This is a genomic window from Pantoea sp. B623 (assembly GCF_024814475.1).
GTDB lineage: Bacteria > Pseudomonadota > Gammaproteobacteria > Enterobacterales > Enterobacteriaceae > Pantoea > Pantoea ananatis.
In genome coordinates, this window is sequence record NZ_JANUXM010000004.1 from 3,853,094 (window position 1) to 3,877,088 (window position 23,995).

Genomic DNA, 23,995 nt, shown 5'->3' on the forward strand with positions numbered 1-23,995 from the left:
TACAAAAGGAAATGGCTGATCGGACTTGTTCGGCGTACAAGTGTAAGCTAGAGTGCTCGTCAAATAACAGAAGTGGTGAGGAAGATTGAATGAAACGTGCTGTGATTACTGGCTTAGGGATCGTTTCCAGTATTGGTAATAACCAGCAAGAGGTGCTGGCATCTCTGCGTGAGGGCCGCTCAGGCATCACTTTTTCCCAGGAGATGAAAGATTCCGGCATGCGTAGTCACGTCTGGGGTAACGTTAAACTCGATACTACCGGCCTCATCGATCGCAAAGTTGTGCGTTTTATGAGTGATGCGTCCATCTATGCTTACCTGTCTATGGAAGAAGCCATCAAAGATTCTGGCCTGAGCAACGAAGCTTACCAGAATAACCCTCGCGTAGGTCTGATTGCAGGATCTGGCGGTGGTTCCCCACGTTTTCAGGTTTTTGGTGCGGATGCCATGCGCAGCCCACGCGGTCTGAAAGCCGTAGGGCCTTATGTGGTGACTAAGGCAATGGCGTCAGGCGTTTCAGCCTGTCTGGCTACGCCGTTTAAAATCCACGGCGTGAACTATTCAATCAGCTCTGCCTGTGCGACCTCCGCGCACTGTATCGGTAACGCGGTTGAACAGATTCAACTGGGCAAACAGGATATCGTTTTTGCGGGCGGCGGCGAAGAGCTGTGCTGGGAAATGGCCTGTGAGTTTGATGCAATGGGCGCACTTTCTACGCGTTATAACGACACGCCAGAAAAAGCCTCACGGACCTATGACAACGAACGTGATGGCTTCGTCATTGCGGGCGGCGGCGGTATGGTCGTGGTTGAAGAACTGGAACATGCGCTGGCGCGTGGCGCGCACATCTACGCTGAAATCGTGGGCTATGGCGCAACGTCGGACGGAGCAGACATGGTTGCGCCATCCGGTGAAGGCGCAGTGCGCTGCATGAAGATGGCGATGCACGGTGTGGATACGCCAATCGACTACCTGAACAGCCACGGAACCTCTACGCCAGTCGGTGATGTGAAAGAGCTGGGTGCCATTCGCGAAGTGTTCGGCGACAACACGCCGTATATTTCTGCAACCAAAGCGATGACCGGCCACTCCTTAGGGGCGGCGGGCGTGCAGGAAGCCATCTACTCGCTGCTGATGCTGGAACACGGTTTTATTGCCCCAAGCATCAATATCAGCTCGCTGGACGCGGCGGCAGAAGGGATGAATATTGTGACTCAGCCAACTGAAAAAGCGCTGACCACGGTAATGTCAAACAGCTTTGGCTTTGGTGGCACCAACGCCACGCTGACAATGCGTAAATACCAGGCTTAATGCCCGGTTAAAAACGTGACGTCGCGCTGCCCGGCACGACGTGAACCCTGTGAAAAGGTCGGCTTGCCGGCCTTTTTTGTTTTGATTATCCCTCAGCGACGGTTGGGTGATGAGCCCGATGAAAGCAGCCTCACCAGCTTATCGCACCCGGCCACTATCTCATCTGGCGTCAGCGCCGCAAAACCCAGAATCCACCCTTGCTGACGCGCGCCATCGCCGTAGAGCGGACTCAGGCGAGGCAGCAATAACCCCATCTTCTCGGCCTGTAAGCTCAGCCTCGCTTCGTCGCCCTGCCGCAGAGCAACGGTTGTCTGCAGTCCACCCGGGCAGGGAAAGGGGCTGAGCCAGGGCGTCAGGCGTTGTGCTATCTGCTCGAGTAAGCGATCGCGGCGGCTATGGTAAAGCTGGCGCATCAAACGCAGGTGGCTGGCAAAATGCCCCTGCTGCATAAATTCCGCCGTTACCGCCTGGGGCAGCAGGGCGCTGTGCCCGTCAAGCAGGCTGCGCGCGCGACCTAAGGGCGCGACCAGCGGGCCGGGCACCACCATCCATGCCAGACGTAGCGACGGAAACAGCGATTTTGAAAATGTGCCGAGGGTAATGACCCGGTTATCGTTGTCGAGCCCGTGCAGCGCAGACGCAGGGCGATCGTCATAGTGAAACTCGCTGTCGTAATCGTCTTCAATCAGCCAACTGCCGTTGCGCCGTGCCCAGTCCAGCCAGGCCAGACGGCGCGGCAGGCTTAATGACACGCCGGTGGGATACTGATGCGAAGGCGTCAGATACATCAGCTTTGCTGTTCCGGCTTGAGGAATCGCCCCCTCGGCATCCACCTGAATGCCGCGCACCCGTGCGCCTGCAGCAAGAAAGGCATTGCGCGCCCCCGCATAGCCCGGCTCTTCCATCCAGATCTCATCACCGGGATCAATCAGCATTAACGACAGCAGCTGCAGCGCCTGCTGTGAACTGGTCAAAATAATCACCTGCTCAGCCTCACAGTGAACCCCACGAGACAGGGCAAGGTAGTCTGCAAGCGCGTGGCGAAGTGGCAGGTACCCCAACGGATCGCCATAGCCCATGACGCCAGGGCCTGCGGTGCGCTGCACGCGGGCGGTTAAGCGCCGCCAGAGGGGATGAGGAAAGGCGCGCAAATCTGGCGAACCTGCCGAAAAGGCATACGGAAAGGGCGCATCCTGACAACCGCCTGTCGCCAGTATCTGATGGCCGCGCTGCGAGAAATGCGCCATGCGGTCAGCGCGGGGGCGCGGCGCGCTGACCGGCAGCGTGATGGCAACGAAGCTACCGCGACCGGACTCCCGCCGCAGGTAGCCTTCACTTTCAAGCTGAGCGTAAGCCGCTTCAACCGTAACGCGTGACAGATTCAAATCGGCAGCCAGCTGACGGCTGGAGGGCAGTTTCTGACCCGCCTGAAGGTGCGCGGTCTCTATCCACTGGCGAAGCGTGGCGCACAGGCGGTCGCGCAGACCGCCGGTTGCCTGATGATGAAACAGTTGCAGCAGCGGGGAAGTCATCGTGGTCTTATTGGCTCATTGAAAGCGGTATTATCCAGCAGTCCACTTTGCCGTAAACTGCCAGTCTGCCACAACAGGAGAAAAAACGATGTCATCTGTTTTAGGTTTTCCCCCCGCGTCACCGCAGCAGAGCCTTGCATATCTGCAGGCCAAACTGGCTTATTACACCGATGCCTGGGATCTGGCTGACGATCTGGCCCATCAGCGACCGGGCGTTGTCGTCATTGATGCCCGTCAGATCGAGGCTTACCGCGCCGGTCATCTCTGCGGAGCAATAAATTTTCCGCATCGGGAAATGAATGAAGCCAGCACGGCCGAACTGGATCGCAACCTGCTGTATGTGACGTACTGTGATGGCATTGGCTGCAATGGTTCGACCAAAGCGGCTTATCAGCTGGCGTTGCTGGGATTTAAGGTCAAAGAACTGATTGGCGGGCTGGATTTCTGGAAGCGCGATGGCCATCCCATGGCATGGGGCGACGAGCCGGGAGAATGGCCGCAGACGGCTTCTGCGGCATCCTGTGGGTGTTAACTTACAGCACCAGCCAGAGTAAAAAGGCCAGAACGATTAACCCGACGACCGCGCTCAGCACCGGGCGCGCTGCCAGCGGCTGCAGGACAGGCGGCAGCGAGCCGGAGATGGGCGCCCAGATGGGATGCGGATTCAGTTCGTTATCGGCCAGGGCTTGCTCGTGTGCTCTTTCTGCGCGACGTGCAAACAGGAAGTTAAGCAGATCCTGGGTTTGCGTCGGGGTCAGCACCATCTGAGGCGTGGCCTGAAAGCGTTGCAGGCTGTAGTCTTCCAGCATCTGCTGTTCACGCTGATCCAGAGGGTGTTTCAGCGAGGTTTCAATCAGCTGCAACGTTGGCGCACTGTGCTGGCTTAACGTCTGACGGACCTGTAAATACTGAGTGAGCAGCGGATAGTGGCGTGACGGGATCGGATCGCCACTGGTCAGGTTTACCAGCTTTAGTGCGGCGGTCCATATTTTGCCACTGGATTCGCCCGTTGCGGCAGCCAGGCGAACAATTTGCTGATTCAGCGCCTGATGCTCGGCAGGCAGCAGCGTGCGATCGCTGCTGCGGCTCTGCTGAGGTTGCGGAATGGCCATCTGACCATTTTGCAGCATGGTCAGCACCTGACGAAGCTGATCCTGGGTTAATGCGCTCAGCACCGTCTGACCAAACTGCTGGCGGATAAAATCACTTACCGCCTGGCGGTTATTGCCTTTGGGCAACAGGTCGGTGAGTTGCGTCATTAACTGACGCGTACCGTGACCGGTCTGCACCTGCGCCAGGCGGTTGTTAAGAAACTGCTCCGCAGCCGGAAAATGGCGTGACTGGAGTTCTGCTTCGCTTTTAACACCGACTTCATGACGCAGGCCGGCCCAGAGCTCAGGCGCTTTAAGCGTGCTGAGCGACATGATGCGCACAATCAGGCGCTCAAGCGTCGTGCGCTGGGCAGGAGAAAGGGGTTGTTCACCGGCAACACTTCCCGTACGCGGGGCGTCAGTTTGCGGATTAACAGATGAACGATCGCCGACCGGCACACCGGGGCCGCTGACAGGTTGCATGGCGGATTCCTTGGGAAACAGAACAGCGTGGGGTGCGCCGGAAACAGAATACACTATGATAACAAAAGCCCCTGGGAAATCCACGGGGCTTGTGTGTTTCGAACAAAGATTTACTTACTGATGCGCGGGAGCGGGCTTACGGCGCAGCCGTTTCCATAGCAGCGGCACGATTAATACGGCAACGGCGAGGATCAACAGGACTTTCGCAATCGGACTTTCCCACAGAATGCCCATCTCACCGTTGCTGATCGACAAGGCACGCCGCAGGTTTTGCTCCAGCATTTCACCCAGCACGAAACCCAAAATCAGCGGTGACATGGGGAAATCCATTTTCCGCAGGATATAGCCGAAAATCCCCAGTCCGACCATCAGCAGCAGGTCAAAGGTGGTGCTGTGCACCGCATAAACGCCCACGGCCGAGATGGCGGCGATAGCCGGAACTAAAAACCACAGCGGAATCGTCAGCATCCGCGCAAACACGTTGATCATCGGGATGTTCATGATCAGCAGCATCAGGTTACCAATCAGCAGCGCGGCAATCAGTCCCCAGACGATATCCGGCTGTTCGGTAAACATCGCAGGTCCAGGCGTGATGTTGTATAGCGTCAGCGCACCGACCATGACCGCGGTGGTGCCGGAACCGGGAATGCCCAGAGTCAGCATCGGAATAAACGAGCCGCAGGCGGAGGCATTGTTCGCCGCTTCCGGCGCAGCCACACCGCGAATATCGCCCTTACCAAACTGATCGCTGCCAGTGATTTTTTTCTCGGCCATGTAGGCGATAGCACTGGCGATAGTAGCGCCCGCGCCGGGCAGCACGCCCACAAAGAAGCCGATAAATGAGGCACGCAGTGTGGCACCCGTAGACATAGCGGCCTCTTTCATATTGAACATCATGCGGCCACTGGCACGCAACACTTTCTGCCCGCTATGGGTGGATTCCAGCATCAGCAAAATTTCGCTCACTGAGAACAGGCCAATGACGACCACGACAAACTGGATGCCGTCAGAAAGGTGAACGCTGTCAAAGGTGAAGCGATAGACGCCGGTATTCGCGTCCACGCCCACGGTCGCCATGCTCAGCCCGATCAACGCCGACAGAAATGATTTAAGCGGGTTCTGACTCATCATGCTGCCCAGACAGGCAATGGCGAAGACCATAAGCGCAAAATATTCGGCTGGGCCAAACGCCAGCGACCAGCGGGCCAGCAGCGGTGCGAATAAGATGATGCCGATGATAGCGATGGTGGAACCGACAAAGGAGCTGACGGCAGAGATAGAGAGTGCCACGCCCGCTTTTCCTTGCTGCGCCATCGGATAGCCATCCAGTGCGGTCATAATGGCGCCGGCATCGCCCGGAACGTTGAGCAGTATCGACGAAATACGTCCGCCGTATTCACAGCCCAGATAAACGGTGGCCAGCAGAATCAATGCGGATTCTGCTGGCAGGTGCAGGGCGAACGCCAGCGGCATCAAAATCGCTACGCCGTTGATCGGCCCGAGTCCCGGCAGTAAGCCTACGATGGTGCCGATAAAGCAGCCGATAAGGGCAATCAGCAGATTTTCCGGCGTCATGGCAACGGCAAAGCCGTGCATCAGGAAAGACCAGGTTTCCATCATTTCTCTCCTTAATTAAACAGGCTGCCAGCAGGCAAGGTAACGTCCAGTAGATGGTCGAAGGCGTAAAACAGTGACCATCCCATTACACCGCCGGACAGCACAGCGGCCCACCAGCGCGCGCCAAACAGCAGGCCGATACCAAACGTCAGCAGCGAGGTCGCTAATGGGAAGCCCAGGGTTTCAAACATCCCGCCGTACACCAGCATCATCGCCGCCAGCGCCACCAGGCGTTTCAGTGTGGCGGGCGTGGGCCACTGGATGGCATCCGGTTTTCTCAGCAGCAGCATCACGGCACAGAAAGCCATCAGGCTGAGAAGCACCAGCGGAAAAGGACGTGGGCCGACAGGTTCATAGCTGTATTCACTCTGAATCTGCCAGGCGATAACCAGTCCCGCCAGGCACAGCACTAGCCACAAGGTGGCAAAAATACGATCGCTCATGATCTCTCCCGCTTACTTAGCCAGACCAAAGGATTTCGCCTGCTCGCGATAGGAGGCAACCTGGTCTTTCACGTATTTATCCAGTTCAGCGCCAAACATATTGAATTCGAACAGGCCACGCAGTTCGCGCTGCTTCTTGAATTCCGGGGTTTGCACCATTTTCTCAAAGGCGCTCTGCCACCACTGATAATCGGCATCGCTGACTTTAGGGCCAAGATAGAAGCCGCGAATAATCGGCCATTCCACGTTAAAGCCCTGCTCTTTGGCGGTAGGAATCGAGGCCAGCTGATCGGGCAGGCGTTTGTCTGCCATTACCGCCAGCACGCGCAGTTTGCCCCCTTGTAAATGCGGCACCATCTCGCTGAGATCGCCCGACATCACCTGAATATGATTACCCAGCAGGGCGGTGACGACTTCACCACCGCCTTCAAACGCGACATAGCGCATTTTGCGCGGATCAATACCGGCTTCTTTTGCGACCAGCGCCGTTTTCATCCAGTCCTGGCTGCCGATAGAGGCACCCGCACCCACCACCACTTTGGTGTGATTTTTTTTCATATCCGCCATGAGTTCGCCCAGGTTTTTCCACGGCGCGTCTTCGCGCACGGCAATCATGCCGTAATCGGTGCCGACCGCCGCCAGCCACTTCACGTCATCAACCGAGTAGCGACCAAATTTTCCCTGCGACAGGTTCAGCAGCGATCCCCCCGAAAAGGCCACGACCGTACCGGCTTCGGCAGGACGCTGCGCAACGATCGCGTTATAGGCCACCGCGCCTACGCCACCTGGCATGTAGGTAATGCGCATCGGCTTCTCGATCTGCTTCGTTTCCATCAGCGAAACCTGAATCAGCTTACAGGTCAGGTCAAAACCGCCGCCGGGTTTAGCCGGTGCGATGCATTCTGTTCTGTCGGGTGCAGCAGCATAACCTGATGAGGAGAACATAAGAGCCAGTAGGGCAGAGGCGAGGGCGGTGTGGATTATTTTTTTCATCGTGCGCTCCATCTTTGTTTCAGAGTGTGATTACTACCGACTATTCGGTGTTATTGAATTGTTAAAACAGCAACCTTTCATTTACCTTTCATTCATGAGGTTTAGTGAAAGGATGTGATATGCGTCTCTTACTGGTGGAAGACACGGCCGAGCTGGCGCGGTGGTTACAGAAAGCGTTAACACAAAAAGGCTTCGCTGTGGACTGGGTGGCGGACGGCCTGGCGGCCGATCACAGCCTGCAAAGCGAAGATTATGCGCTGGTCGTACTGGATGTCTCTCTGCCGCGCCTGGACGGCATTGAAGTATTAACCCGGCTGCGCCGCCGGGGACAAACTGTGCCGGTACTTATGCTGACCGCGCGCACTACGCTGGATGACCGCGTGCGCGGTCTGAACACCGGGGCGGATGACTATCTGACCAAACCCTTTGAGCTGGATGAGCTGGACGCGCGCCTGCGAGCGCTACTGCGGCGTTCTCAGGGGCAATCGCCACAAAACCAAACGCTGGGCCAGTTGGTGCTGAACGGCGAGGGTTACTTTTTGCTGGCCGAAAAACCGCTGGCGCTGACGCCGCGAGAATCCAGCGTGCTGACCACGCTGATGCAGCGTCAGGGTCGCCCGGTCTCGCGGCAACATTTGTATGAACAAACCTTTACGCTGGCGGATGAAGCCAGCCCGGAAAGTATTGAACTCTATGTGCATCGGGTGCGCAAAAAACTGGCCGGAAGTGATGTCGGTATTGTGACGCTACGCGGTCTGGGTTACAGCCTGGAAACCCTGGCATGCGATTAATCACCTCGTTACGGGGAGAGCTGCTCGCCTGGCTGGGACTGCCATTGCTCCTGCTGTGGATTCTGTCGGTTTATACGCATTACCAGAGCGGCCTGGCGGCGGCGAATCAGGCCTACGATCGTTCGCTGCTGGCCTCTGCGCGCACCGTTGCCGAGCGGCTGGTGGTACGTCATCAGCATCTGGAGGTCGATGTGCCCTGGGTCGTGCTCGACAGCTTTGAGCGCAATATGAACGATCGCCTGTTTTACCAAGTGATTTCGCCCCAGGGTAAAACGCTGTCGGGTTATGACGGGCTGCCGCCGATTCCGGCCACCAGCGAGATGTCTGAAGCCTATCCTGCGTTAGTCCATTTTTATGACGGGTTTTACCAGAAACAGCGCATTCGGGTCGCGGCCTTATGGCAGCCGGTCAGCGAGGCGGGCGTGGAAGGTATGGCACTGGTGCTGGTGGCGGAAACTATCCATTCCCGTGAGGCGTTTGCCCAGGGGCTGATGCGGACAGCCTTACTTAGCCAGAGCGCGCTGGTGCTCATCGCCTTGTTGCTGGCGAGCATGATGCTGCGCCGGGTATTACGGCCTTTACGTCGGCTGTCAAAGATTGTCCTGCGCCGCGACGGTGCTGAACTGACCCCGCTGCCTTCGCTGCCCTGGTCGGAACTTCAGCCGCTCATTGTGGCCTTTAACCGCTATCTGGAACGGCTGAGAAAATTGCTGGCACGGCAGGATCGGTTCAGCGCCGATGCCGCGCATCAGCTGCGCACACCGCTCACCATTCTGAAAACGCAGATTAGCACGGCGCTGGATAGCGATCGGCCCGAACAGTGGCGGGAAAGTCTACAGAGCATGCACTACACGCTGGATGACACCATTCTGCTCACCGACCGTTTGTTACAACTGGCGCGCATCAAAGCCCGCCACGGGGAAGATAAACCCATGACGAGAGTGGATTTGGCGGCAGTGGTGCGTGAAGCGTGCCTGAGTCGTTATGCAGCGGCGCGCGCGAAACAGATTGACCTGGGTTACGAAGGGGATGAGCACTGTGAGGTGAAAGGCGATGCGCTATTGCTGGGCGAGCTGTGCGCCAACCTGCTGGATAACGCGATTAAGTACACGCCAGCGCAGGGCATCATTACGGCCCGCGTAGAGAACGGCAGGCTGCAAATTGAAGACTCAGGACCGGGGATTAGCCGGGAAGAGCAACAAAAAGCACTGCGGCCTTTTATCCGGCTGGATAATGCCGCGATGCAGGCCGGAGCGGGCATTGGGCTGGCGCTGGTGCAGGATATTTGTGCCTGGCACGGGGCGGCCGTCACGCTGGAGAGCAGTCCGTTACTGGGCGGACTGCGTGTTTCCGTCAATTTTAGCGCGGATCGGCCTTGATCGATTTGCGCGCACTAAGAGGCCTGCGCAGCCGCTGTGCCAGCAAAACGCCCGTCAGCGTCAGACCGCCGCCGATCCAGTGATAGCTGTGCAGATGCTCATGCAGAAACAGCACCGCAATCAGGGCGGTAAAAACCGGCGTCAAATTCATAAAGATGCTGGTGATGCTGGCACCTAATTTTTGCACGCCATGGATCCACAGCCAGGGGGCAAGAATCGAGGCAAACAGCCCGGCAAAGGCCACCAGCGGAAGGTTATGCGGCGTAAGCGCCACGTCCGGCGTCATCAGAAAGCCGGGTAACAGCAACAGAACGCCAAAGGCAATTTGCACATACAGGCTCTGCCAGACCGGCAGCGGAATTGACCAGCGTTTGGTCATCACGCCATAAAGCGCATAGCTGGCTGAAGCCGCCAGCATCATGGCTTCACCTGCTCCGATGCCGTGATGCAGCAACTGATCAAGATTGCCTGCGCTGACCAACCAGATTAAGCCACAAAAGGAGATCAGGCTGCCCGCCAGAATCCCCACGGTCGGGGCAATGCGCAGTATGACCACACTGAGCAATACCGTTAACAGTGGGATTAGCGCGGCGATGATACCCATAAACAGGGCGCTCACGCTGTGCGCGGCATAGTAGGCCAGGCTTTGGTACAGCGCCATGCCCAGCAGACCCAGAACCATCAAGCGCAAGAGGTGCGGCCGGATCGTCTGCCATTGCCGTATCACACCCGGTAACACAAACGGGGTCAGGACCAGCAACGCCAGTAACCAGCGATAAAAAGAAATCGCCGCAGGCTCGATGGCACTCGCCGATAATTTATTAACGATAGCATTAACCGACCAAATTAAGACCGCAAACAGCGGGAACAAAAAGAACATAATATGACTCCAGCCTCAGACCCGCCGCAGTGTACGCCTGTGTTGCCCCTTTCTGCCAGCCTTAGCACTCACTGCACAGCGTGGTTAGGCTAACGCGGGGCTTTTGTGCCAAAATAGCGCCCTTAAATGCAACACACAGGAAAGCCGTGGTGAAAATTCTCGTCGATGAAAACATGCCCTATGCCCGTGAACTCTTCAGCCGCACGGGCGAGGTGGTCGCTGTCCCTGGCAGGCCGCTTCCTGAAGCCCAACTGGCCGATGCCGATGGCCTGATGGTGCGTTCCGTGACCCAGGTTAACGCTGCGTTACTGCAGGACAAGCCCGTAAAGTTTGTCGGCACGGCAACCGCGGGCACAGATCATATTGACGAAGACTGGCTTGAGCAGGCGGGCATTGCCTTCTCTGCCGCGCCGGGCTGTAACGCGATCGCCGTCGTAGAGTATGTTTTTTCTGCCTTGCTGCTGCTGGCGGAGCGCGACGGTTTTCAGTTGCGCGATCGCACGGTGGGCATTGTGGGCGTCGGTAACGTGGGCGGGCGATTGCAGAAACGCCTTGAAGCCTGGGGCGTAAAAACCCTGCTGTGCGATCCGCCGCGCGCTGACCGGGGTGACAAAGAGGATTTTCACTCGCTCGATGCGCTGGTGGAGCAGGCCGATATTTTAACGTTTCATACGCCGCTGTTTAAATCTGGCCCCTACAAGAGCTGGCATCTGGCCGATGCCGCGCGGCTGATGGCCCTGAAGCCCAACGCCATTCTGATTAACGCCTGCCGCGGCCCGGTGGTGGATAACGCCGCGCTGCTGGAAGTCCTGAACATGCGTCACGATCTCAGCGTGGTGCTGGACGTCTGGGAACCTGAACCGGATCTCTCCCTGGCGCTGCTGGATAAGGTGGATATCGCGACGGCCCACATTGCTGGTTACACCCTGGAGGGCAAGGCGCGCGGCACCACCCAGGTTTTTGAGGCCTGGTGTGACTTTATTGGTCAACCGCAGCAGGTGCCGCTGAGTAGCCTGCTACCGACGCCGGAATTCAGCCAGATCAGCCTGAACGGGCCGCTCGACCAGCCAACGCTGAAACGGTTAGTGCATCTGGTGTATGATGTGCGCCGCGATGATGCGCCTCTGCGAAAAGTGGCGGCAAAACCGGGCGAGTTTGACCGCCTGCGCAAACAGTATGAAGAGCGTCGCGAATGGTCATCATTACAGGTGAACTGTGATAATAAAGCCACCGCTGAGCAGCTTATTCAGCTGGGCTTTAACGCCATATTATCCTCAACCTGATGGGTTCAGCCGGGTAACGCGCGGCTGAAGGTAGGGATAATTCTGAATCCCCGGGCGGTGACATCACCGCCTTCTGTTTTTATGTCATTGTCTGAGGTAAACCAACATGTCTGACGGCTGGAATATTGCGCTACTGGGCGCAACAGGCGCAGTAGGGAACGCTGTACTGGAACTACTGGCTCAACGCCAGTTCCCGGTTGGTGAATTGTATTTGCTGGCGAGCGACAACGGTGCCGGTGAAATCAAACGTTTTGAAGGACGTTCTGTGCGCGTTGAAGACGCGGCCGGGTTTGACTGGTCACAGGCGCAGCTGGCCTTTTTTGTTGCCGGTCGCGATGCATCAGAACGCTATGCCGAAGAGGCGGCGGGCGCGGGCTGTCTGGTGATCGACAGCAGCGAGCTGTTTGCCCTGTCACCGGACGTGCCGCTGGTGGTGCCGGATGTGAATCCACAGGTGCTGGCCGATTACCGTAATCGCAACATCATCAGCGTGGCGGATAATCTGGTGAGTCAACTGCTGACGGCAATCAAACCGCTGGTGGATGCGGCAGGTTTGGGCCGTTTACAGGTCACCAATCTGATCTCTGTCTCCACCCACGGCAAAGTGGCCGTGGATGCGCTGGCCGGTGAGAGTGCGCGTCTGCTGAACGGCGTGCCCGCTGACGAGCACCACTTTGGCCGCCAGCTGGCCTTTAACCTTCTGCCGCAGCTGGCAGATAGCGAAGGCAGCGTAGAAAGCGAGCGCCGCCTGGTCGATCAGGTACGCAAAGTCCTGCAGGACGAGGGTTTGCCCGTGGCGGTCAGCAGCATTCAGGCGCCGGTATTTTATGGCAATGCGCAGATCGTACATATTGAAAACCTGCGCCCGCTGTCGGCGGAAGAGGCAAGGGCAGAGCTGGCGCTGGCTGCGGATATTCATCTGAGCGAAGAGGATGCGGTGCCGACGCCGGTTACCGATGCTTCGGGCAGCGATGAACTGAGCATTGGCTGTGTGCGTAACGACTACGGCATTCCTGAGCTGTTGCAGTTCTGGTCGGTGGCCGACAACGTCCGTTTCGGCGGTGCGCTGATGGCGGTGAAGACCGCTGAGAAGCTGGTTCAGGAGTACATGTACTGATGTCAGAAGGTCAGACACAAAAACTGGCACTGGGCATCGAGTACGACGGCAGCCGCTACTATGGCTGGCAACGTCAGCAGGAAGTGCGCAGCGTGCAGGAAAAGCTGGAACGGGCGCTGTCGAAAGTGGCCGACCATCCGGTCAGCGTGTTCTGTGCCGGCCGCACCGATGCTGGCGTACACGGCACCGGCCAGGTAGTACATTTTGAAACCGTTGCGCAGCGCGCCGATGCCGCCTGGACGCTGGGCGTGAACGCCAATCTGCCAGACGATATCGCCGTACGTTGGGTCAAGGCGGTGCCGGACGACTTTCACGCGCGTTTTAGCGCAACCGCCAGGCGTTATCGCTATTTGATCTACAATCAGCGGCTCCGTCCGGCGATTCTGGGTAATGGCGTGACGCATTTTTACTATCCTCTGGATGTAGAAAAGATGCAGCGCGCCGGACAGTGCCTGCTGGGCGAGAATGATTTTACCTCTTTCCGCGCCGTGCAGTGTCAGTCGCGAACGCCGTGGCGCAACGTGATGCACCTGAACGTCACGCGCCACGGGCCTTATGTGATTGTCGATATTAAAGCCAATGCGTTTGTGCACCATATGGTGCGCAATATTGTCGGTAGTCTGATGGAAATTGGCTGCGGCAATCAGTCAGAATCCTGGATGGCGGAACTGCTGGCGGCTAAAGATCGCACGCTGGCGGCGGCAACGGCGAAAGCCGAAGGGCTTTATCTGGTGGCGGTGGATTATCCCGTGCATTTTGCTTTACCTCAGCCGGCGATGGGGCCATTGTTCCTCGCGGATTAATTAACCTTACGTACAAGGGATCGTTATGGAGTTTATCCATTTTGTGGTCGATTTTATTCTGCACATTGATGTGCATCTGGCCGAATTAGTCGCGCAGTATGGCATCTGGATCTACGCCATCCTGTTTCTGATTTTGTTCTGCGAAACGGGCTTAGTCGTCACGCCGTTTTTGCCGGGTGATTCACTGCTGTTCGTGGCAGGGGCGCTGGCCGCGTTGCCGGGTAACGATCTCAACGTGCATCTCATGGTGGCGCTGCTAGTCATCGCCGCTATTCTGGGGGACGCCGTGAACTACACCATCGGCAAACTCTTTGGCGAACGGCTGTTCAGCAACCCGAACTCGAAAATTTTCCGCCGCAGCTATCTGGATAAAACCCATGCCTTTTATGCCCGGCACGGTGGGAAAACCATTATCCTGGCGCGCTTCGTGCCCATCGTGCGGACCTTTGCGCCTTTCGTCGCCGGAATGGGGCACATGTCCTACCGCCACTTCGCCCTGTTTAACGTCGCGGGCGCGCTGGCCTGGGTGCTGCTGTTTTCCTATGCGGGTTATCTGTTTGGCGATTTGCCCGTGGTACAGGAAAACCTTAAGCTGCTTATCCTCGGGATCATCGTGGTGTCGATTCTGCCAGGTGTGATTGAAATCTGGCGCCATCGCCGCCAGGCTAAGCAGTAAAATTATCCCTGAGTAGCCGCGTTGCTCAGGGGTAAGACCAGATTTTTATCCACAGTCTTAATTGGTTGTGGTTTAATGAGCGACATTTACCGTCTGCTGAAGCGGTTTTCAGCAGTATCAAGACGACTGGACCAGGTCAGTTTTAAACAGAAAGGTCATCAATGAGCTGGATTGAACGCATTCTTAATAAAAGCAACATTACGCCCACAAGTCGCGCCAGTATTCCGGAAGGAGTGTGGACGAAATGCGACAGCTGTGGCCAGGTACTTTATCGTGCCGAGCTGGAGCGTAATCTTGAGGTCTGCCCTAAGTGCGACCACCACATGCGCATGCATGCCCGTGAGCGCCTGGCGAGCCTGCTCGATCAGGGCACGCTGGTTGAGCTGGGCAGCGAGCTGGAACCCAAGGATCTGTTGAAGTTCCGGGATTCCAAAAAGTATAAAGATCGTCTGGTTGCTGCACAGAAAGCCACGAATGAGAAAGATGCGCTGATCGTGATGAAAGGTCAGCTGCACGGTATGCCGGTTGTGGCGGCCGCCTTTGAATTCGCCTTTATGGGCGGCTCAATGGGATCGGTGGTTGGCGCACGTTTCGTCCGGGCTGTTGAGCAGGCGCTGGAAGATAACTGCCCGCTGATCTGCTTCTCCGCCAGTGGCGGTGCGCGTATGCAGGAAGCGTTAATGTCGCTGATGCAGATGGCCAAAACCAGTGCCGCGCTGGCGAAAATGCAGGAACGCGGTCTGCCGTATATTTCGGTGCTGACCGACCCGACCATGGGCGGCGTGTCTGCCAGCTTTGCGATGCTGGGCGATCTGAATATTGCCGAACCTAAAGCCCTGATCGGCTTTGCGGGTCCACGTGTGATTGAGCAGACCGTTCGTGAAAAACTGCCGCCGGGCTTCCAGCGGAGTGAGTTTTTGATCGAGAAAGGGGCGATTGATATGATCATTCGTCGTCCGGAAATGCGCTATAAACTGGCGAGTCTGCTGGCAAAAATGATGAATCTGCCCGCACCGCTGCACGACGGTGAAGCGTTCGCACCTGCGACGAGCCATCCGGAGAGCAACGAGGCCTGACAGGAGACAGAAGGCGCGCAGGTCGCGCCTTCCACCAATGCACCGTATACCTTGCGGCTTTCATCGGGTATAAATTTGCAAAACGGGACATATGGACAATCTTCACCTTCCTCAAGCCACGTCGCCTTTGGCCACGTGGCTTTATTATCTTGAGCACCTCCACTCTCAGACGATTGAACTGGGCCTGGATCGTATTCGCCAGGTGGCGCAAGGTCTGGACCTGCTCAAGCCTGCACCCTTCGTTTTTACCGTTGCGGGCACCAATGGCAAAGGTACCACCTGTCGCACCCTGGAAACCTTACTGATGGCAGCCGGCTATCGGGTTGGGGTTTACAGCTCGCCGCACCTTGTGCGCTACACCGAGCGCGTCCGGATTCAGGGGCAGGAACTCAGTGAAGCCCAACACAGCGCCAGTTTTGCCGACATTGAGGCCGGACGGGGTACGGTTTCTCTGACCTACTTTGAATTTGGCACGCTCTCGGCGCTTAACCTGTTTAAGCAGGCGGGGCTGGATGTCGTCATTCTGGAAGTCGGGTTGGGCGGTCGGCTGGACGCGACCAATATTGTCGATGCGGATGTCGCGGTGATTACCAGTATCGCGCTGGATCATACCGACTGGCTTGGCCCGGACCGTGACAGTATTGGCCGGGAAAAAGCCGGTGTCTTCCGCCAGGCGAAACCCGCCGTGGTCGGTGAACCTGATATGCCTGCCACAATTGCTCAGGTTGCCCGTGAAAAAGGTGCGCGGTTAATGCAGCACGGGCGCGACTGGCACTATCATCAGCAGGCAGAGAGCTGGTCGCTGCGCGATGCGCAAGGCGAGCTGCATGATTTACCGCTGCCTCAGGTGCCGTTGCCGAATGCGGCTACCGCACTGGTGGCGCTGCGCGCCTCCGGGCTTAACGTGAGCGACGCAATCATTCGTGCGCATCTGCCGCTGGCGATTTTACCGGGACGCTTTCAGACCATCAGCGAATCCCCACGGGTGATTCTGGACGTTGCCCACAATCCGCATGCGGCGACCTATCTGGCCTCGCGACTGGCTGCATTGCCGCAAAGCGGACGCGTCCATGCGGTTGTGGGGATGCTGCACGATAAAGACATTGCCGGTACTCTGGCGGCCCTGGCACCTCAGGTGGACTGCTGGTATTGCGCACCCTTGGCCGGTCCGCGCGGTGCCAGCGCGGAGCAGCTCATGGCGCACGTAACGTCCGCTCAGGCATTTGCGGATGTTGAACAGGCCTGGCACCAGGCGCGCCAGCAGGCGGAAGCGCAGGATATTATTCTGGTCTGCGGCTCTTTCCTGACGGTGGCGCAGGTTATGGAATCGATTGAAACGGAGAAAGGACGTGGCGAGTAAGTTTCAAAACCGTTTAGTCGGTACCGTTATTCTGGTGGCCGTCGGCGTGATCGTATTGCCGGGGCTGCTGGATGGTAAGAAAAAACATTATAAAGAAGAATTTGCCGCGATCCCGCTGGTGCCCAAACCCGATGACCAGCAGGACAGCGAAATGGTGCCGCCGGTGACGCAGTCGCTGCCTGCACATCCGCCAGCAGGCGCAGGCAGTGCGGTCAGCCATTCTGATACGGATGATGATGCCGCCGCCGAGGGCAGCAGTCAGCCCGAGCAAAGTAGCGAACCGAGCGTGGTCTCACCGCCACCGGTCCATTCGTCTCCGGCCACGACAGCGCCGAAAGCCAGGCCGGTTGAGCCAACCCGACCCAAACAGGTTGAGCAGGCTAAACCGAAGTCGGTCGAGCAGACGCAGAGCAAACCGGTAGAAAAAACCAAACCGGTTGAGCAGGCTAAGCCTGTTGAAAAAACTAAACCGGCCGAGCAGTCGCAGCCGGCGGAAAAAACCGCGCCTGCGGAGCAGCCCAAAGAAACGCAGCCTGCCGGTCAGGCTTACGTTGTTCAGTTAGGCGCACTCAAGAACGCCAGCAAGGTTAACGAGATTGTGGCGAAACTGCGCCTGTCGGGTTACCGGGCCTATACCGTGCCGTCTACGCCCGTGCAGGGGCAAATCACCCGCATTTATGTGGGGCCGGATGCGTCAAAAGCCAAGATGCAGGCGGCCGTCGGCGAGCTGAAGAACGTTTCAGGCTTGAGCGGCGTGGTTAAGTCTTACAGCGCCCGCTAAAGCGCCGATTGGCGCTGCCGATAGAAATAACAGGCAGCGCCAATCGGGATGAGAACGGCAGTGCCTGACCCGGCTTAACGCTAAATTTCTGACAACTTTTCAGCCTGTTAGCGGGGTGAAAATGACACAGGCGAAGACGGATTTTTTCATCGCCTTTTTTATGGATGCAGAACCTGAAAACCCCTACGCAAACGTTTTCTTTTTCTGTTAGAATGCGCCCCGAACTGGAAGCAGGGGTGCAATGGCACTGGCGCTGGAAGAGTTCATGATCTGGATTGATTACGTCATTATTGCGGTAGTTGGTTTTTCGGCTTTGGTCAGCCTGGTTCGAGGGTTTGTCCGCGAAGCCTTATCTCTTGTTACCTGGGGATGCGCGTTTTTTGTCGCCAGTCATTACTATGCCTACCTTGCAGTCTGGTTCACAGGTTTTGACGACGAACTGGTTCGTAACGGAATCGCGATTGCGGTGCTGTTCATCGCGACCCTGATTGTGGGCGCAATCGTGAACTACGTTATCGGCTCGCTGGTTGAGAAAACTGGCCTGTCGGGAACCGATCGGGTATTAGGCGTTTGTTTCGGGGCATTGCGTGGTGTGCTCATCGTGGCCGCTCTGCTGTTCTTCCTGGATACATTCACGGGCTTTTCAAAGAGCCCGGACTGGCAGCAGTCTCAACTTATTCCCGAGTTCAGTTCTATAATCAGGTGGTTTTTTGACTACCTGAAAAGCACGTCGAGTTTTTTGCCCCGGTGAGACCACCGGGCGTACGGCTTAATGAGGAAATGACAACATGTGCGGTATTGTCGGTATCACCGGTTTCATGCCGGTCAACCAGTCGATCTATGACGCGTTAACGGTGCTCCAGCACCGTGGGCAGGATGCCGCAGGCATTTGTACCATCGATGCGCTGAACTGCTTCCGCCTGCGTAAGGCTAATGGTCTGGTCAGCGATGTTTTCGAAGCGCGTCATATGCAACGTTTACAAGGCAACATGGGGATTGGTCACGCACGCTATCCTACCGCGGGCAGCTCCAGCGCTTCTGAAGCCCAGCCATTCTACGTTAACTCGCCGTACGGTATTTCCCTTGCCCATAACGGTAACCTGACCAATGCCCACGAGCTGCGTAAGCAGCTGTTCGAAAAAGGCCGTCGTCACGTTAATACCACCTCCGATTCTGAAATCCTGTTGAATATCTTTGCGCAGGAACTGGATCGTTTTCAGCACTATCCGCTGGAAGCCGATAACGTGTTTGCCGCCATCGCTGCCGTCCACCAGCAGGTGCGTGGCGCCTATGCCGTGGTGGCGATGATCATCGGTCACGGCATGGTCGCCTTCCGCGATCCTAACGGCATTCGGCCACTGGTGCTGGGCAAACGCGTCATTGCCGATGGCCGTACCGAGTACATGGTCGCCTCCGAAAGCGTGGCGCTGGATACCCTGGGTTTTGAATTTATCCGTGACGTGGCACCGGGTGAAGCGGTTTACATCACTGAGCAGGGGCAGCTTTCAACCCGTCAGTGTGCCGAAAATCCAAAAAACAATCCTTGCCTGTTCGAATACGTCTATTTTGCGCGTCCGGACTCCTTCCTGGATAAGATTTCGGTCTACAGCGCCCGCGTGCGCATGGGCACCAAGCTGGGTCAGAAGATCGCCCGCGAGTGGGAAGATCTGGATATCGACGTGGTGATTCCCATTCCGGAAACCTCGATGGATACCGCGCTGGAAATCGCCCGCATCCTTGATAAGCCTTACCGTCAGGGGTTTGTGAAAAACCGCTACGTGGGCCGCACCTTTATCATGCCGGGCCAGCAACTGCGCCGCAGCGCCGTTCGCCGCAAGCTCAACGCTAACCGCGCTGAGTTCCGCGACAAGAACGTGCTGCTGATTGATGACTCAATTGTTCGTGGCACCACCTCCGAGCAGATTATCGAGATGGCGCGAGAGGCGGGCGCGAAAAAGGTCTATCTTGCGTCTGCCGCGCCGGAAGTGCGCTTTCCTAACGTCTACGGCATTGATATGCCCAGCGCGACCGAGCTGATTGCCCACGGCCGTGAAGTGGAAGAGATTCGCCAGATTATCAAAGCAGATGCGCTGATTTTCCAGGATCTCGATGACCTTATCGAAGCCGTACGGGAAGAGAACCCGGATATCGTGCAGTTTGAGTGCTCCGTCTTTAACGGCATCTACGTGACGAAAGACGTCGATCAGGGCTATCTTGAATATCTGGAATCCCTGCGTAACGACGATGCGAAAGCCATCGCCCGTCAAAACGAAGTCGAAAACCTCGAACTGCATAACGAAGGGTAAGCGAACCTGAATGTAAAAAGGAGGGCGGGATTTATCCCGCCCTCTGTGTTTTCTGCCGGTCTGCGCTATTATGGTGCACTTTGCCACTGCAAGGTTGAACGATGAAACGACTCATTATTGGTATTTCGGGCGCAAGCGGCGTGATCTATGGCGTCCGGCTATTGCAGGTCTTGCAGCAGATCAGCGACGTGGAAACCCATCTGATCATCAGCCATGCGGCACGTCAGACGCTGAGCCTGGAAAGCGACTACAGCCTGCGGGACGTCCAGGCGCTGGCCGACGTGGTTCATGACGTGCGGGACATTGCCGCCAGTATCTCCTCCGGGTCGTTCAAAACGTTGGGCATGGTGATCCTGCCGTGCTCAATGAAAACCCTGTCCGGTATTGTTCACAGCTACAGCGATTCGCTGCTGACGCGCGCAGCAGACGTGGTGCTGAAAGAGCAGCGTAAACTGGTCCTGTGCGTACGTGAAACCCCGCTGCATATTGGTCATCTGCGCATGATGACGACCGCGGCCGAACTGGGGGCCATCATCATGCCGCCGGTGCCGGCGTTTTACCACCGTCCAACCACTATCGAACAGCTTGTCGATCAGACCGTTAATCGGGTCATTGATCAGTTTGATATTGAACTACCGCAGGACTTGTTTGTGCGCTGGCAAGGTGCATAAGCGTGTTCTTTCGCCCTTCTTTGGTGCAGAAACGCGGGAGCGATCACTGTTCCTGCATTTCTTGAACTAAAAGTTCACAACATCGCTTTTTCTCTGCGACATCACTGATATATTCCTTTCACAAACCCAGTCTTTTCGTCACCAAACGGGCGGCTGGGCAGACGGCAAAACTGCAGAACTGGCATGAAACATGCACAGGAAAAGGCAGTGTTCGTCGCAAACACACATCATGCATCACATAACAATAAGCAATTTACTTGAGGGTAATCTATGAAGAAGCGTGTTCTGGCTCTTTCTTTAATGTTGGGCCTGTCCAGTGCGGCCAGCGTATTTGCAGCAGTACCGACCTCGATTCGTGTCGGCACTGACCCAACATATCCGCCGTTTGAGTCGAAAAACGCGCAAGGACAGCTGGTTGGTTTTGATATCGACCTGGCTAACGAAATCTGTAAACGTATCCAGACCAAGTGTACCTATGTAGAAAGCGATTTTGATGCGCTGATTCCGTCGCTGAAAGCGAAGAAAATCGATGCCATCATCTCCTCGCTGTCCATCACCGCTAAACGTCAGGAAGAGATTGCGTTCTCAGACAAACTGTATGCCGCTAACGCACGCTTAGTCGCGCCGAAAGGATCAAAAATCGAGCCGACGCCTGAGGCGCTGAAAGGCAAGAACATCGGCGTGCTGCAGGGCACTACTCAGGAAACCTACGCGAATGAGTACTGGCGTCCAAAAGGCGTAACCGTAACGCCTTATGCCAACCAGGATCTGGTCTATCAGGATCTGACCGCCGGCCGCATTGACGCCGCCTTCCAGGACGAAGTTCAGGCCGCCGAAGGCTTCCTGAAACAGCCTGTCGGTAAAAGCTATGCGTTCGCAGGTCCGGCCGTGAAAGACGATAAAATCTTCGGTGTCGGAACCGGTATGGGATTACGTAAAGACGATACCGAGTTGAAAGCGGCCATCGATAAAGCATTTGAATCAATGCGTAAAGACGGTACCTACGACAAAATTGCGAAGAAATACTTTAATTTCAACGTGTACGGTGACTGATCTGTCGTCCTCGCCTCTGTTGTTCGCATAACAGAATAAGCCCTGGGTTGTCCCGATCCCTCTGGTCGGAGCAACCCTGTGTCATCGGCTATGCGAGAACAGAAGCTGCGCTGCCCGTCTGCACGACTGCGCAGCGTCGTTTCCACCCCACGACAGGACCTTTTCCATGTTGTATGGCTACTCTGATGTCATTTTAAAAGGCACGCTGGTTACGCTTGAGCTCGCCCTGAGCTCGGTGCTGCTGGCGGTGATCCTGGGTCTGATTGGCGCAGGCGCGAAGCTGTCGCGCAATCGCCTGCTGTCACTGATTTTTGAGGGCTACACGACGCTGATTCGTGGCGTGCCCGACCTCGTTCTGATGCTGCTGATTTTCTACGGCCTGCAGATCGCTCTCAACCATCTCACCGATGCGCTTGGCCTGGCCCAGTTCGATATCGATCCCATGGTGGCTGGCATCATCACCCTGGGCTTTATCTATGGCGCCTATTTTACCGAAACCTTCCGTGGCGCCTTTATGGCGGTGCCAAAAGGGCAGATTGAAGCCGCCACGGCGTTTGGTTTTACCGGTTCGCAGGTTTTCCGCCGTATCCTGTTCCCTGCGATGATGCGCTACGCGCTGCCCGGCATCGGTAATAACTGGCAGGTGATCCTGAAAGCCACGGCGCTGGTTTCCCTGTTGGGGCTGGAGGATGTGGTAAAAGCCACGCAGCTGGCAGGTAAAAGCACCTGGCAGCCGTTTTATTTTGCTATCGTGGCGGGCGTGATTTATCTGGTCTTTACCACCTTGTCTAACGGCATTCTCTGGTGGCTCAATCGCCGCTACACGGTCGGCGTGAAGAGGGCGGAGCTATGATCGAGATTATTCACGAATACTGGAAGTCGCTGCTCTGGACAGACGGTTATCGCTTCACAGGCGTGGCGATTACGCTATGGCTGCTGATTGTCTCGGTCGTACTGGGCGGCTGCATGGCCGTGTTGCTGGCGATTGCGCGTGTATCACCCAATCGTTTTATCAGCCTGCCGGTGTGGCTCTTTACCTATGTGTTTCGCGGTACGCCACTCTATGTGCAACTGCTGGTGTTCTATTCCGGCATGTATACGCTGGAAATCGTGAAAGGCACAGAGCTACTGAATGCGTTTTTCCGCAGCGGCCTGAACTGTACGCTACTGGCATTTACCCTTAATACCTGCGCTTACACCACGGAAATTTTTGCCGGGGCGATTCGTGCCGTGCCACACGGTGAAATCGAAGCGGCGCGAGCCTATGGCTTCTCGACCTTTAAACTGTATCGCTGCATTATTTTGCCTTCTGCACTGCGCACGGCCTTACCGGTTTACAGCAACGAAGTCATACTCATGCTGCACTCTACCGCACTGGCCTTTACCGCAACCGTGCCTGATTTGCTGAAAATCGCCAGGGACATTAACGCGGCAACCTATCAGCCCTTTACCGCGTTCGGCATTGCGGCCGTGTTATACCTGATTATTTCTTACGTGCTGATTAGCCTGTTTCGTCTTGCGGAACGTCGTTGGCTGGCGCACGTGAAACCTTCTTCATCGCATTGAGTAAGACTATGGCTGATAACAAATTAAGCGTCACCGACCTGCATAAACGTTACGGTGAACATGAAGTATTAAAAGGTGTGTCATTGAACGCCAATGCGGGCGATGTCATCAGTATTATTGGCTCGTCGGGTTCCGGGAAAAGTACCTTTCTGCGCTGTATTAACTTCCTCGAAAAGCCGAGTGAAGGCACCATTGTGGTCAACAAGACCGCTATTACCCTGGTACGCGATACGGACGGCCAACTGAAGGTGGCAGACAAGGAGCAGCTGCGCCTGCTTCGTACCCGTCTGACCATGGTCTTTCAGCATTTCAACCTGTGGAGCCACATGACGGTGCTGGAAAACGTTATGGAAGCGCCGATTCAGGTGCTGGGCCTGAGTAAAGCGCAGGCACGTGAGCGCGCGATTACCTATTTGAACAAGGTCGGCATCGACGAGCGCGCGCAGGGAAAATATCCCGTCCATCTCTCGGGAGGGCAGCAGCAGCGCGTCTCCATTGCCCGCGCGCTGGCGATGGAGCCGGAGGTGCTGTTATTTGATGAGCCCACCTCAGCCCTGGATCCTGAGCTGGTCGGCGAAGTGCTGCGTATTATGCAGAAGCTGGCCGAAGAGGGGAAAACCATGGTGGTGGTCACGCACGAAATGGAATTTGCCCGTCACGTCTCCAGCCACGTCATTTTCCTGCATCAGGGGAAAATTGAGGAGCAGGGGCCACCGGCTGAATTATTTGGTCAGCCCAAGAGCCCGCGCTTACAGCAGTTCCTGAAGGGATCGCTTAAGTAGGC

Annotated in this window: 24 protein-coding genes; 18 read left to right on the plus strand and 6 right to left on the minus strand. The window is 56.5% G+C overall.

Features of this window, described 5'->3' with window-relative positions:
- Positions 1–89 precede the first annotated feature (89 nt).
- Positions 90–1,310 carry a beta-ketoacyl-ACP synthase I gene (gene fabB, locus NXS97_RS20025; protein WP_013026560.1) on the plus strand — a complete coding sequence of 407 codons (1,221 nt, stop codon included), beginning with the start codon at positions 90–92 and terminating at the stop codon, positions 1,308–1,310.
- Positions 1,311–1,402: 92 nt separating this feature from the next.
- Here fabB and NXS97_RS20030 read toward each other — a convergent pair whose 3' ends face one another.
- Positions 1,403–2,842 (minus strand): PLP-dependent aminotransferase family protein, encoded by a 1,440-nt coding sequence (locus NXS97_RS20030; RefSeq protein WP_072138186.1) that lies wholly within the window; start codon positions 2,840–2,842, stop codon positions 1,403–1,405.
- 88 nt (positions 2,843–2,930) lie between these two features.
- Here NXS97_RS20030 and NXS97_RS20035 point away from each other — a divergent pair, with 88 nt between their 5' ends.
- The gene (locus NXS97_RS20035) at positions 2,931–3,374 is read left to right on the plus strand and encodes a rhodanese-like domain-containing protein (RefSeq protein ID WP_041930848.1); all 444 of its coding nucleotides are present in this window, start codon (positions 2,931–2,933) and stop codon (positions 3,372–3,374) included.
- Position 3,375: 1 nt separating this feature from the next.
- On the opposite strand, the gene flk is transcribed toward NXS97_RS20035, so the two are convergent.
- The 4 genes from flk to NXS97_RS20055 form a co-directional block, all read right to left on the minus strand.
- Positions 3,376–4,416, minus strand: a complete 1,041-nt coding sequence (gene flk / locus NXS97_RS20040; protein WP_014605358.1) for a flagella biosynthesis regulator Flk — start codon at positions 4,414–4,416, stop codon at positions 3,376–3,378.
- 114 nt (positions 4,417–4,530) lie between these two features.
- Positions 4,531–6,033 (minus strand): tripartite tricarboxylate transporter permease, encoded by a 1,503-nt coding sequence (locus NXS97_RS20045; RefSeq protein ID WP_259232815.1) that lies wholly within the window; start codon positions 6,031–6,033, stop codon positions 4,531–4,533.
- Positions 6,034–6,044: 11 nt separating this feature from the next.
- The gene (locus NXS97_RS20050; protein ID WP_013026555.1) at positions 6,045–6,476 is read right to left on the minus strand and encodes a tripartite tricarboxylate transporter TctB family protein; all 432 of its coding nucleotides are present in this window, start codon (positions 6,474–6,476) and stop codon (positions 6,045–6,047) included.
- A 12-nt stretch (positions 6,477–6,488) separates the two neighbouring features.
- The gene (locus tag NXS97_RS20055) at positions 6,489–7,469 is read right to left on the minus strand and encodes a tripartite tricarboxylate transporter substrate binding protein (RefSeq protein ID WP_181901424.1); all 981 of its coding nucleotides are present in this window, start codon (positions 7,467–7,469) and stop codon (positions 6,489–6,491) included.
- Positions 7,470–7,588: 119 nt separating this feature from the next.
- Here NXS97_RS20055 and tctD point away from each other — a divergent pair, with 119 nt between their 5' ends.
- Together tctD and NXS97_RS20065 are read left to right on the plus strand one after the other, a co-directional pair.
- Positions 7,589–8,260 (plus strand): transcriptional regulator TctD, encoded by a 672-nt coding sequence (tctD, locus tag NXS97_RS20060; RefSeq protein WP_014605360.1) that lies wholly within the window; start codon positions 7,589–7,591, stop codon positions 8,258–8,260.
- Positions 8,251–9,639 (plus strand): sensor histidine kinase, encoded by a 1,389-nt coding sequence (locus NXS97_RS20065; protein WP_019106015.1) that lies wholly within the window; start codon positions 8,251–8,253, stop codon positions 9,637–9,639. The genes tctD and NXS97_RS20065 overlap by 10 nt, the downstream gene beginning before the upstream one ends.
- Here the strand turns inward: NXS97_RS20065 and NXS97_RS20070 are convergent.
- A complete protein-coding gene (locus NXS97_RS20070) occupies positions 9,620–10,519 on the minus strand; it encodes a DMT family transporter (RefSeq protein ID WP_105088688.1) in 900 nt (299 codons plus the stop codon). The genes NXS97_RS20065 and NXS97_RS20070 overlap by 20 nt on opposite strands.
- 149 nt (positions 10,520–10,668) lie before the next feature.
- On the opposite strand from NXS97_RS20070, the gene pdxB reads away from it, so the two are divergent.
- The 14 genes from pdxB (at position 10,669) to hisP (ending at position 23,993) form a co-directional block, all read left to right on the plus strand.
- Positions 10,669–11,802 (plus strand): 4-phosphoerythronate dehydrogenase PdxB, encoded by a 1,134-nt coding sequence (gene pdxB, locus NXS97_RS20075; RefSeq protein WP_078828824.1) that lies wholly within the window; start codon positions 10,669–10,671, stop codon positions 11,800–11,802.
- 106 nt (positions 11,803–11,908) lie between these two features.
- The gene (locus tag NXS97_RS20080) at positions 11,909–12,919 is read left to right on the plus strand and encodes an aspartate-semialdehyde dehydrogenase (protein ID WP_014594188.1); all 1,011 of its coding nucleotides are present in this window, start codon (positions 11,909–11,911) and stop codon (positions 12,917–12,919) included.
- Positions 12,919–13,722: a tRNA pseudouridine(38-40) synthase TruA gene (truA, locus tag NXS97_RS20085; RefSeq protein WP_013026548.1), complete on the plus strand. Its 804-nt coding sequence runs from the start codon at positions 12,919–12,921 to the stop codon at positions 13,720–13,722. The genes NXS97_RS20080 and truA overlap by 1 nt, the downstream gene beginning before the upstream one ends.
- A 25-nt stretch (positions 13,723–13,747) precedes the next feature.
- Positions 13,748–14,398, plus strand: a complete 651-nt coding sequence (locus NXS97_RS20090; protein ID WP_013026547.1) for a DedA family protein — start codon at positions 13,748–13,750, stop codon at positions 14,396–14,398.
- A 161-nt stretch (positions 14,399–14,559) separates the two neighbouring features.
- A complete protein-coding gene (gene accD, locus NXS97_RS20095) occupies positions 14,560–15,474 on the plus strand; it encodes an acetyl-CoA carboxylase, carboxyltransferase subunit beta (RefSeq protein ID WP_013026546.1) in 915 nt (304 codons plus the stop codon).
- Positions 15,475–15,565: 91 nt separating this feature from the next.
- Positions 15,566–16,834, plus strand: a complete 1,269-nt coding sequence (gene folC, locus NXS97_RS20100) for a bifunctional tetrahydrofolate synthase/dihydrofolate synthase (RefSeq protein ID WP_105082792.1) — start codon at positions 15,566–15,568, stop codon at positions 16,832–16,834.
- Positions 16,824–17,615: a cell division protein DedD gene (gene dedD, locus NXS97_RS20105; RefSeq protein ID WP_015699833.1), complete on the plus strand. Its 792-nt coding sequence runs from the start codon at positions 16,824–16,826 to the stop codon at positions 17,613–17,615. The genes folC and dedD overlap by 11 nt, the downstream gene beginning before the upstream one ends.
- A 265-nt stretch (positions 17,616–17,880) precedes the next feature.
- On the plus strand, positions 17,881–18,366 hold the full coding sequence (gene cvpA / locus NXS97_RS20110) for a colicin V production protein (RefSeq protein WP_026021019.1): 486 nt from the start codon (positions 17,881–17,883) through the stop codon (positions 18,364–18,366).
- Positions 18,367–18,403: 37 nt separating this feature from the next.
- Positions 18,404–19,921: an amidophosphoribosyltransferase gene (gene purF, locus NXS97_RS20115; RefSeq protein WP_013026542.1), complete on the plus strand. Its 1,518-nt coding sequence runs from the start codon at positions 18,404–18,406 to the stop codon at positions 19,919–19,921.
- A 101-nt stretch (positions 19,922–20,022) separates the two neighbouring features.
- Positions 20,023–20,592 (plus strand): UbiX family flavin prenyltransferase, encoded by a 570-nt coding sequence (locus NXS97_RS20120; protein ID WP_013026541.1) that lies wholly within the window; start codon positions 20,023–20,025, stop codon positions 20,590–20,592.
- 270 nt (positions 20,593–20,862) lie between these two features.
- Complete coding sequence (gene argT / locus NXS97_RS20125; RefSeq protein WP_014594186.1) at positions 20,863–21,645, plus strand: lysine/arginine/ornithine ABC transporter substrate-binding protein ArgT; 783 nt, start codon at positions 20,863–20,865, stop codon at positions 21,643–21,645.
- A 166-nt stretch (positions 21,646–21,811) separates the two neighbouring features.
- Complete coding sequence (locus tag NXS97_RS20130) at positions 21,812–22,498, plus strand: histidine ABC transporter permease HisQ (protein WP_014594185.1); 687 nt, start codon at positions 21,812–21,814, stop codon at positions 22,496–22,498.
- Complete coding sequence (locus NXS97_RS20135; RefSeq protein WP_014594184.1) at positions 22,495–23,211, plus strand: ABC transporter permease; 717 nt, start codon at positions 22,495–22,497, stop codon at positions 23,209–23,211. The genes NXS97_RS20130 and NXS97_RS20135 overlap by 4 nt, the downstream gene beginning before the upstream one ends.
- An 8-nt stretch (positions 23,212–23,219) precedes the next feature.
- Positions 23,220–23,993, plus strand: coding sequence for a histidine ABC transporter ATP-binding protein HisP (gene hisP / locus NXS97_RS20140; protein ID WP_013026537.1), 774 nt, complete (start codon positions 23,220–23,222; stop codon positions 23,991–23,993).
- Positions 23,994–23,995: the final 2 nt, after the last annotated feature.

Excerpts from the sequence above, each read along its gene's own strand:
- NXS97_RS20065 (WP_019106015.1), top strand. The coding sequence starts at position 8,251 with ATGCGATTAATCACCTCGTTACGGGGAGAGCTGCTCGCCTGGCTGGGA.
- purF (WP_013026542.1), top strand. The coding sequence starts at position 18,404 with ATGTGCGGTATTGTCGGTATCACCGGTTTCATGCCGGTCAACCAGTCG.
- NXS97_RS20035 (WP_041930848.1), top strand. The coding sequence starts at position 2,931 with ATGTCATCTGTTTTAGGTTTTCCCCCCGCGTCACCGCAGCAGAGCCTT.
- flk (WP_014605358.1), bottom strand. The coding sequence starts at position 4,416 with ATGCAACCTGTCAGCGGCCCCGGTGTGCCGGTCGGCGATCGTTCATCT.
- cvpA (WP_026021019.1), top strand. The coding sequence starts at position 17,881 with ATGATCTGGATTGATTACGTCATTATTGCGGTAGTTGGTTTTTCGGCT.
- NXS97_RS20045 (WP_259232815.1), bottom strand. The coding sequence starts at position 6,033 with ATGGAAACCTGGTCTTTCCTGATGCACGGCTTTGCCGTTGCCATGACG.
- tctD (WP_014605360.1), top strand. The coding sequence starts at position 7,589 with ATGCGTCTCTTACTGGTGGAAGACACGGCCGAGCTGGCGCGGTGGTTA.
- NXS97_RS20135 (WP_014594184.1), top strand. The coding sequence starts at position 22,495 with ATGATCGAGATTATTCACGAATACTGGAAGTCGCTGCTCTGGACAGAC.
- accD (WP_013026546.1), top strand. The coding sequence starts at position 14,560 with ATGAGCTGGATTGAACGCATTCTTAATAAAAGCAACATTACGCCCACA.
- NXS97_RS20050 (WP_013026555.1), bottom strand. The coding sequence starts at position 6,476 with ATGAGCGATCGTATTTTTGCCACCTTGTGGCTAGTGCTGTGCCTGGCG.
- NXS97_RS20130 (WP_014594185.1), top strand. The coding sequence starts at position 21,812 with ATGTTGTATGGCTACTCTGATGTCATTTTAAAAGGCACGCTGGTTACG.
- NXS97_RS20070 (WP_105088688.1), bottom strand. The coding sequence starts at position 10,519 with ATGTTCTTTTTGTTCCCGCTGTTTGCGGTCTTAATTTGGTCGGTTAAT.
- NXS97_RS20055 (WP_181901424.1), bottom strand. The coding sequence starts at position 7,469 with ATGAAAAAAATAATCCACACCGCCCTCGCCTCTGCCCTACTGGCTCTT.
- NXS97_RS20030 (WP_072138186.1), bottom strand. The coding sequence starts at position 2,842 with ATGACTTCCCCGCTGCTGCAACTGTTTCATCATCAGGCAACCGGCGGT.
- hisP (WP_013026537.1), top strand. The coding sequence starts at position 23,220 with ATGGCTGATAACAAATTAAGCGTCACCGACCTGCATAAACGTTACGGT.
- NXS97_RS20120 (WP_013026541.1), top strand. The coding sequence starts at position 20,023 with ATGAAACGACTCATTATTGGTATTTCGGGCGCAAGCGGCGTGATCTAT.
- folC (WP_105082792.1), top strand. The coding sequence starts at position 15,566 with ATGGACAATCTTCACCTTCCTCAAGCCACGTCGCCTTTGGCCACGTGG.
- NXS97_RS20080 (WP_014594188.1), top strand. The coding sequence starts at position 11,909 with ATGTCTGACGGCTGGAATATTGCGCTACTGGGCGCAACAGGCGCAGTA.
- truA (WP_013026548.1), top strand. The coding sequence starts at position 12,919 with ATGTCAGAAGGTCAGACACAAAAACTGGCACTGGGCATCGAGTACGAC.
- fabB (WP_013026560.1), top strand. The coding sequence starts at position 90 with ATGAAACGTGCTGTGATTACTGGCTTAGGGATCGTTTCCAGTATTGGT.
- argT (WP_014594186.1), top strand. The coding sequence starts at position 20,863 with ATGAAGAAGCGTGTTCTGGCTCTTTCTTTAATGTTGGGCCTGTCCAGT.
- NXS97_RS20090 (WP_013026547.1), top strand. The coding sequence starts at position 13,748 with ATGGAGTTTATCCATTTTGTGGTCGATTTTATTCTGCACATTGATGTG.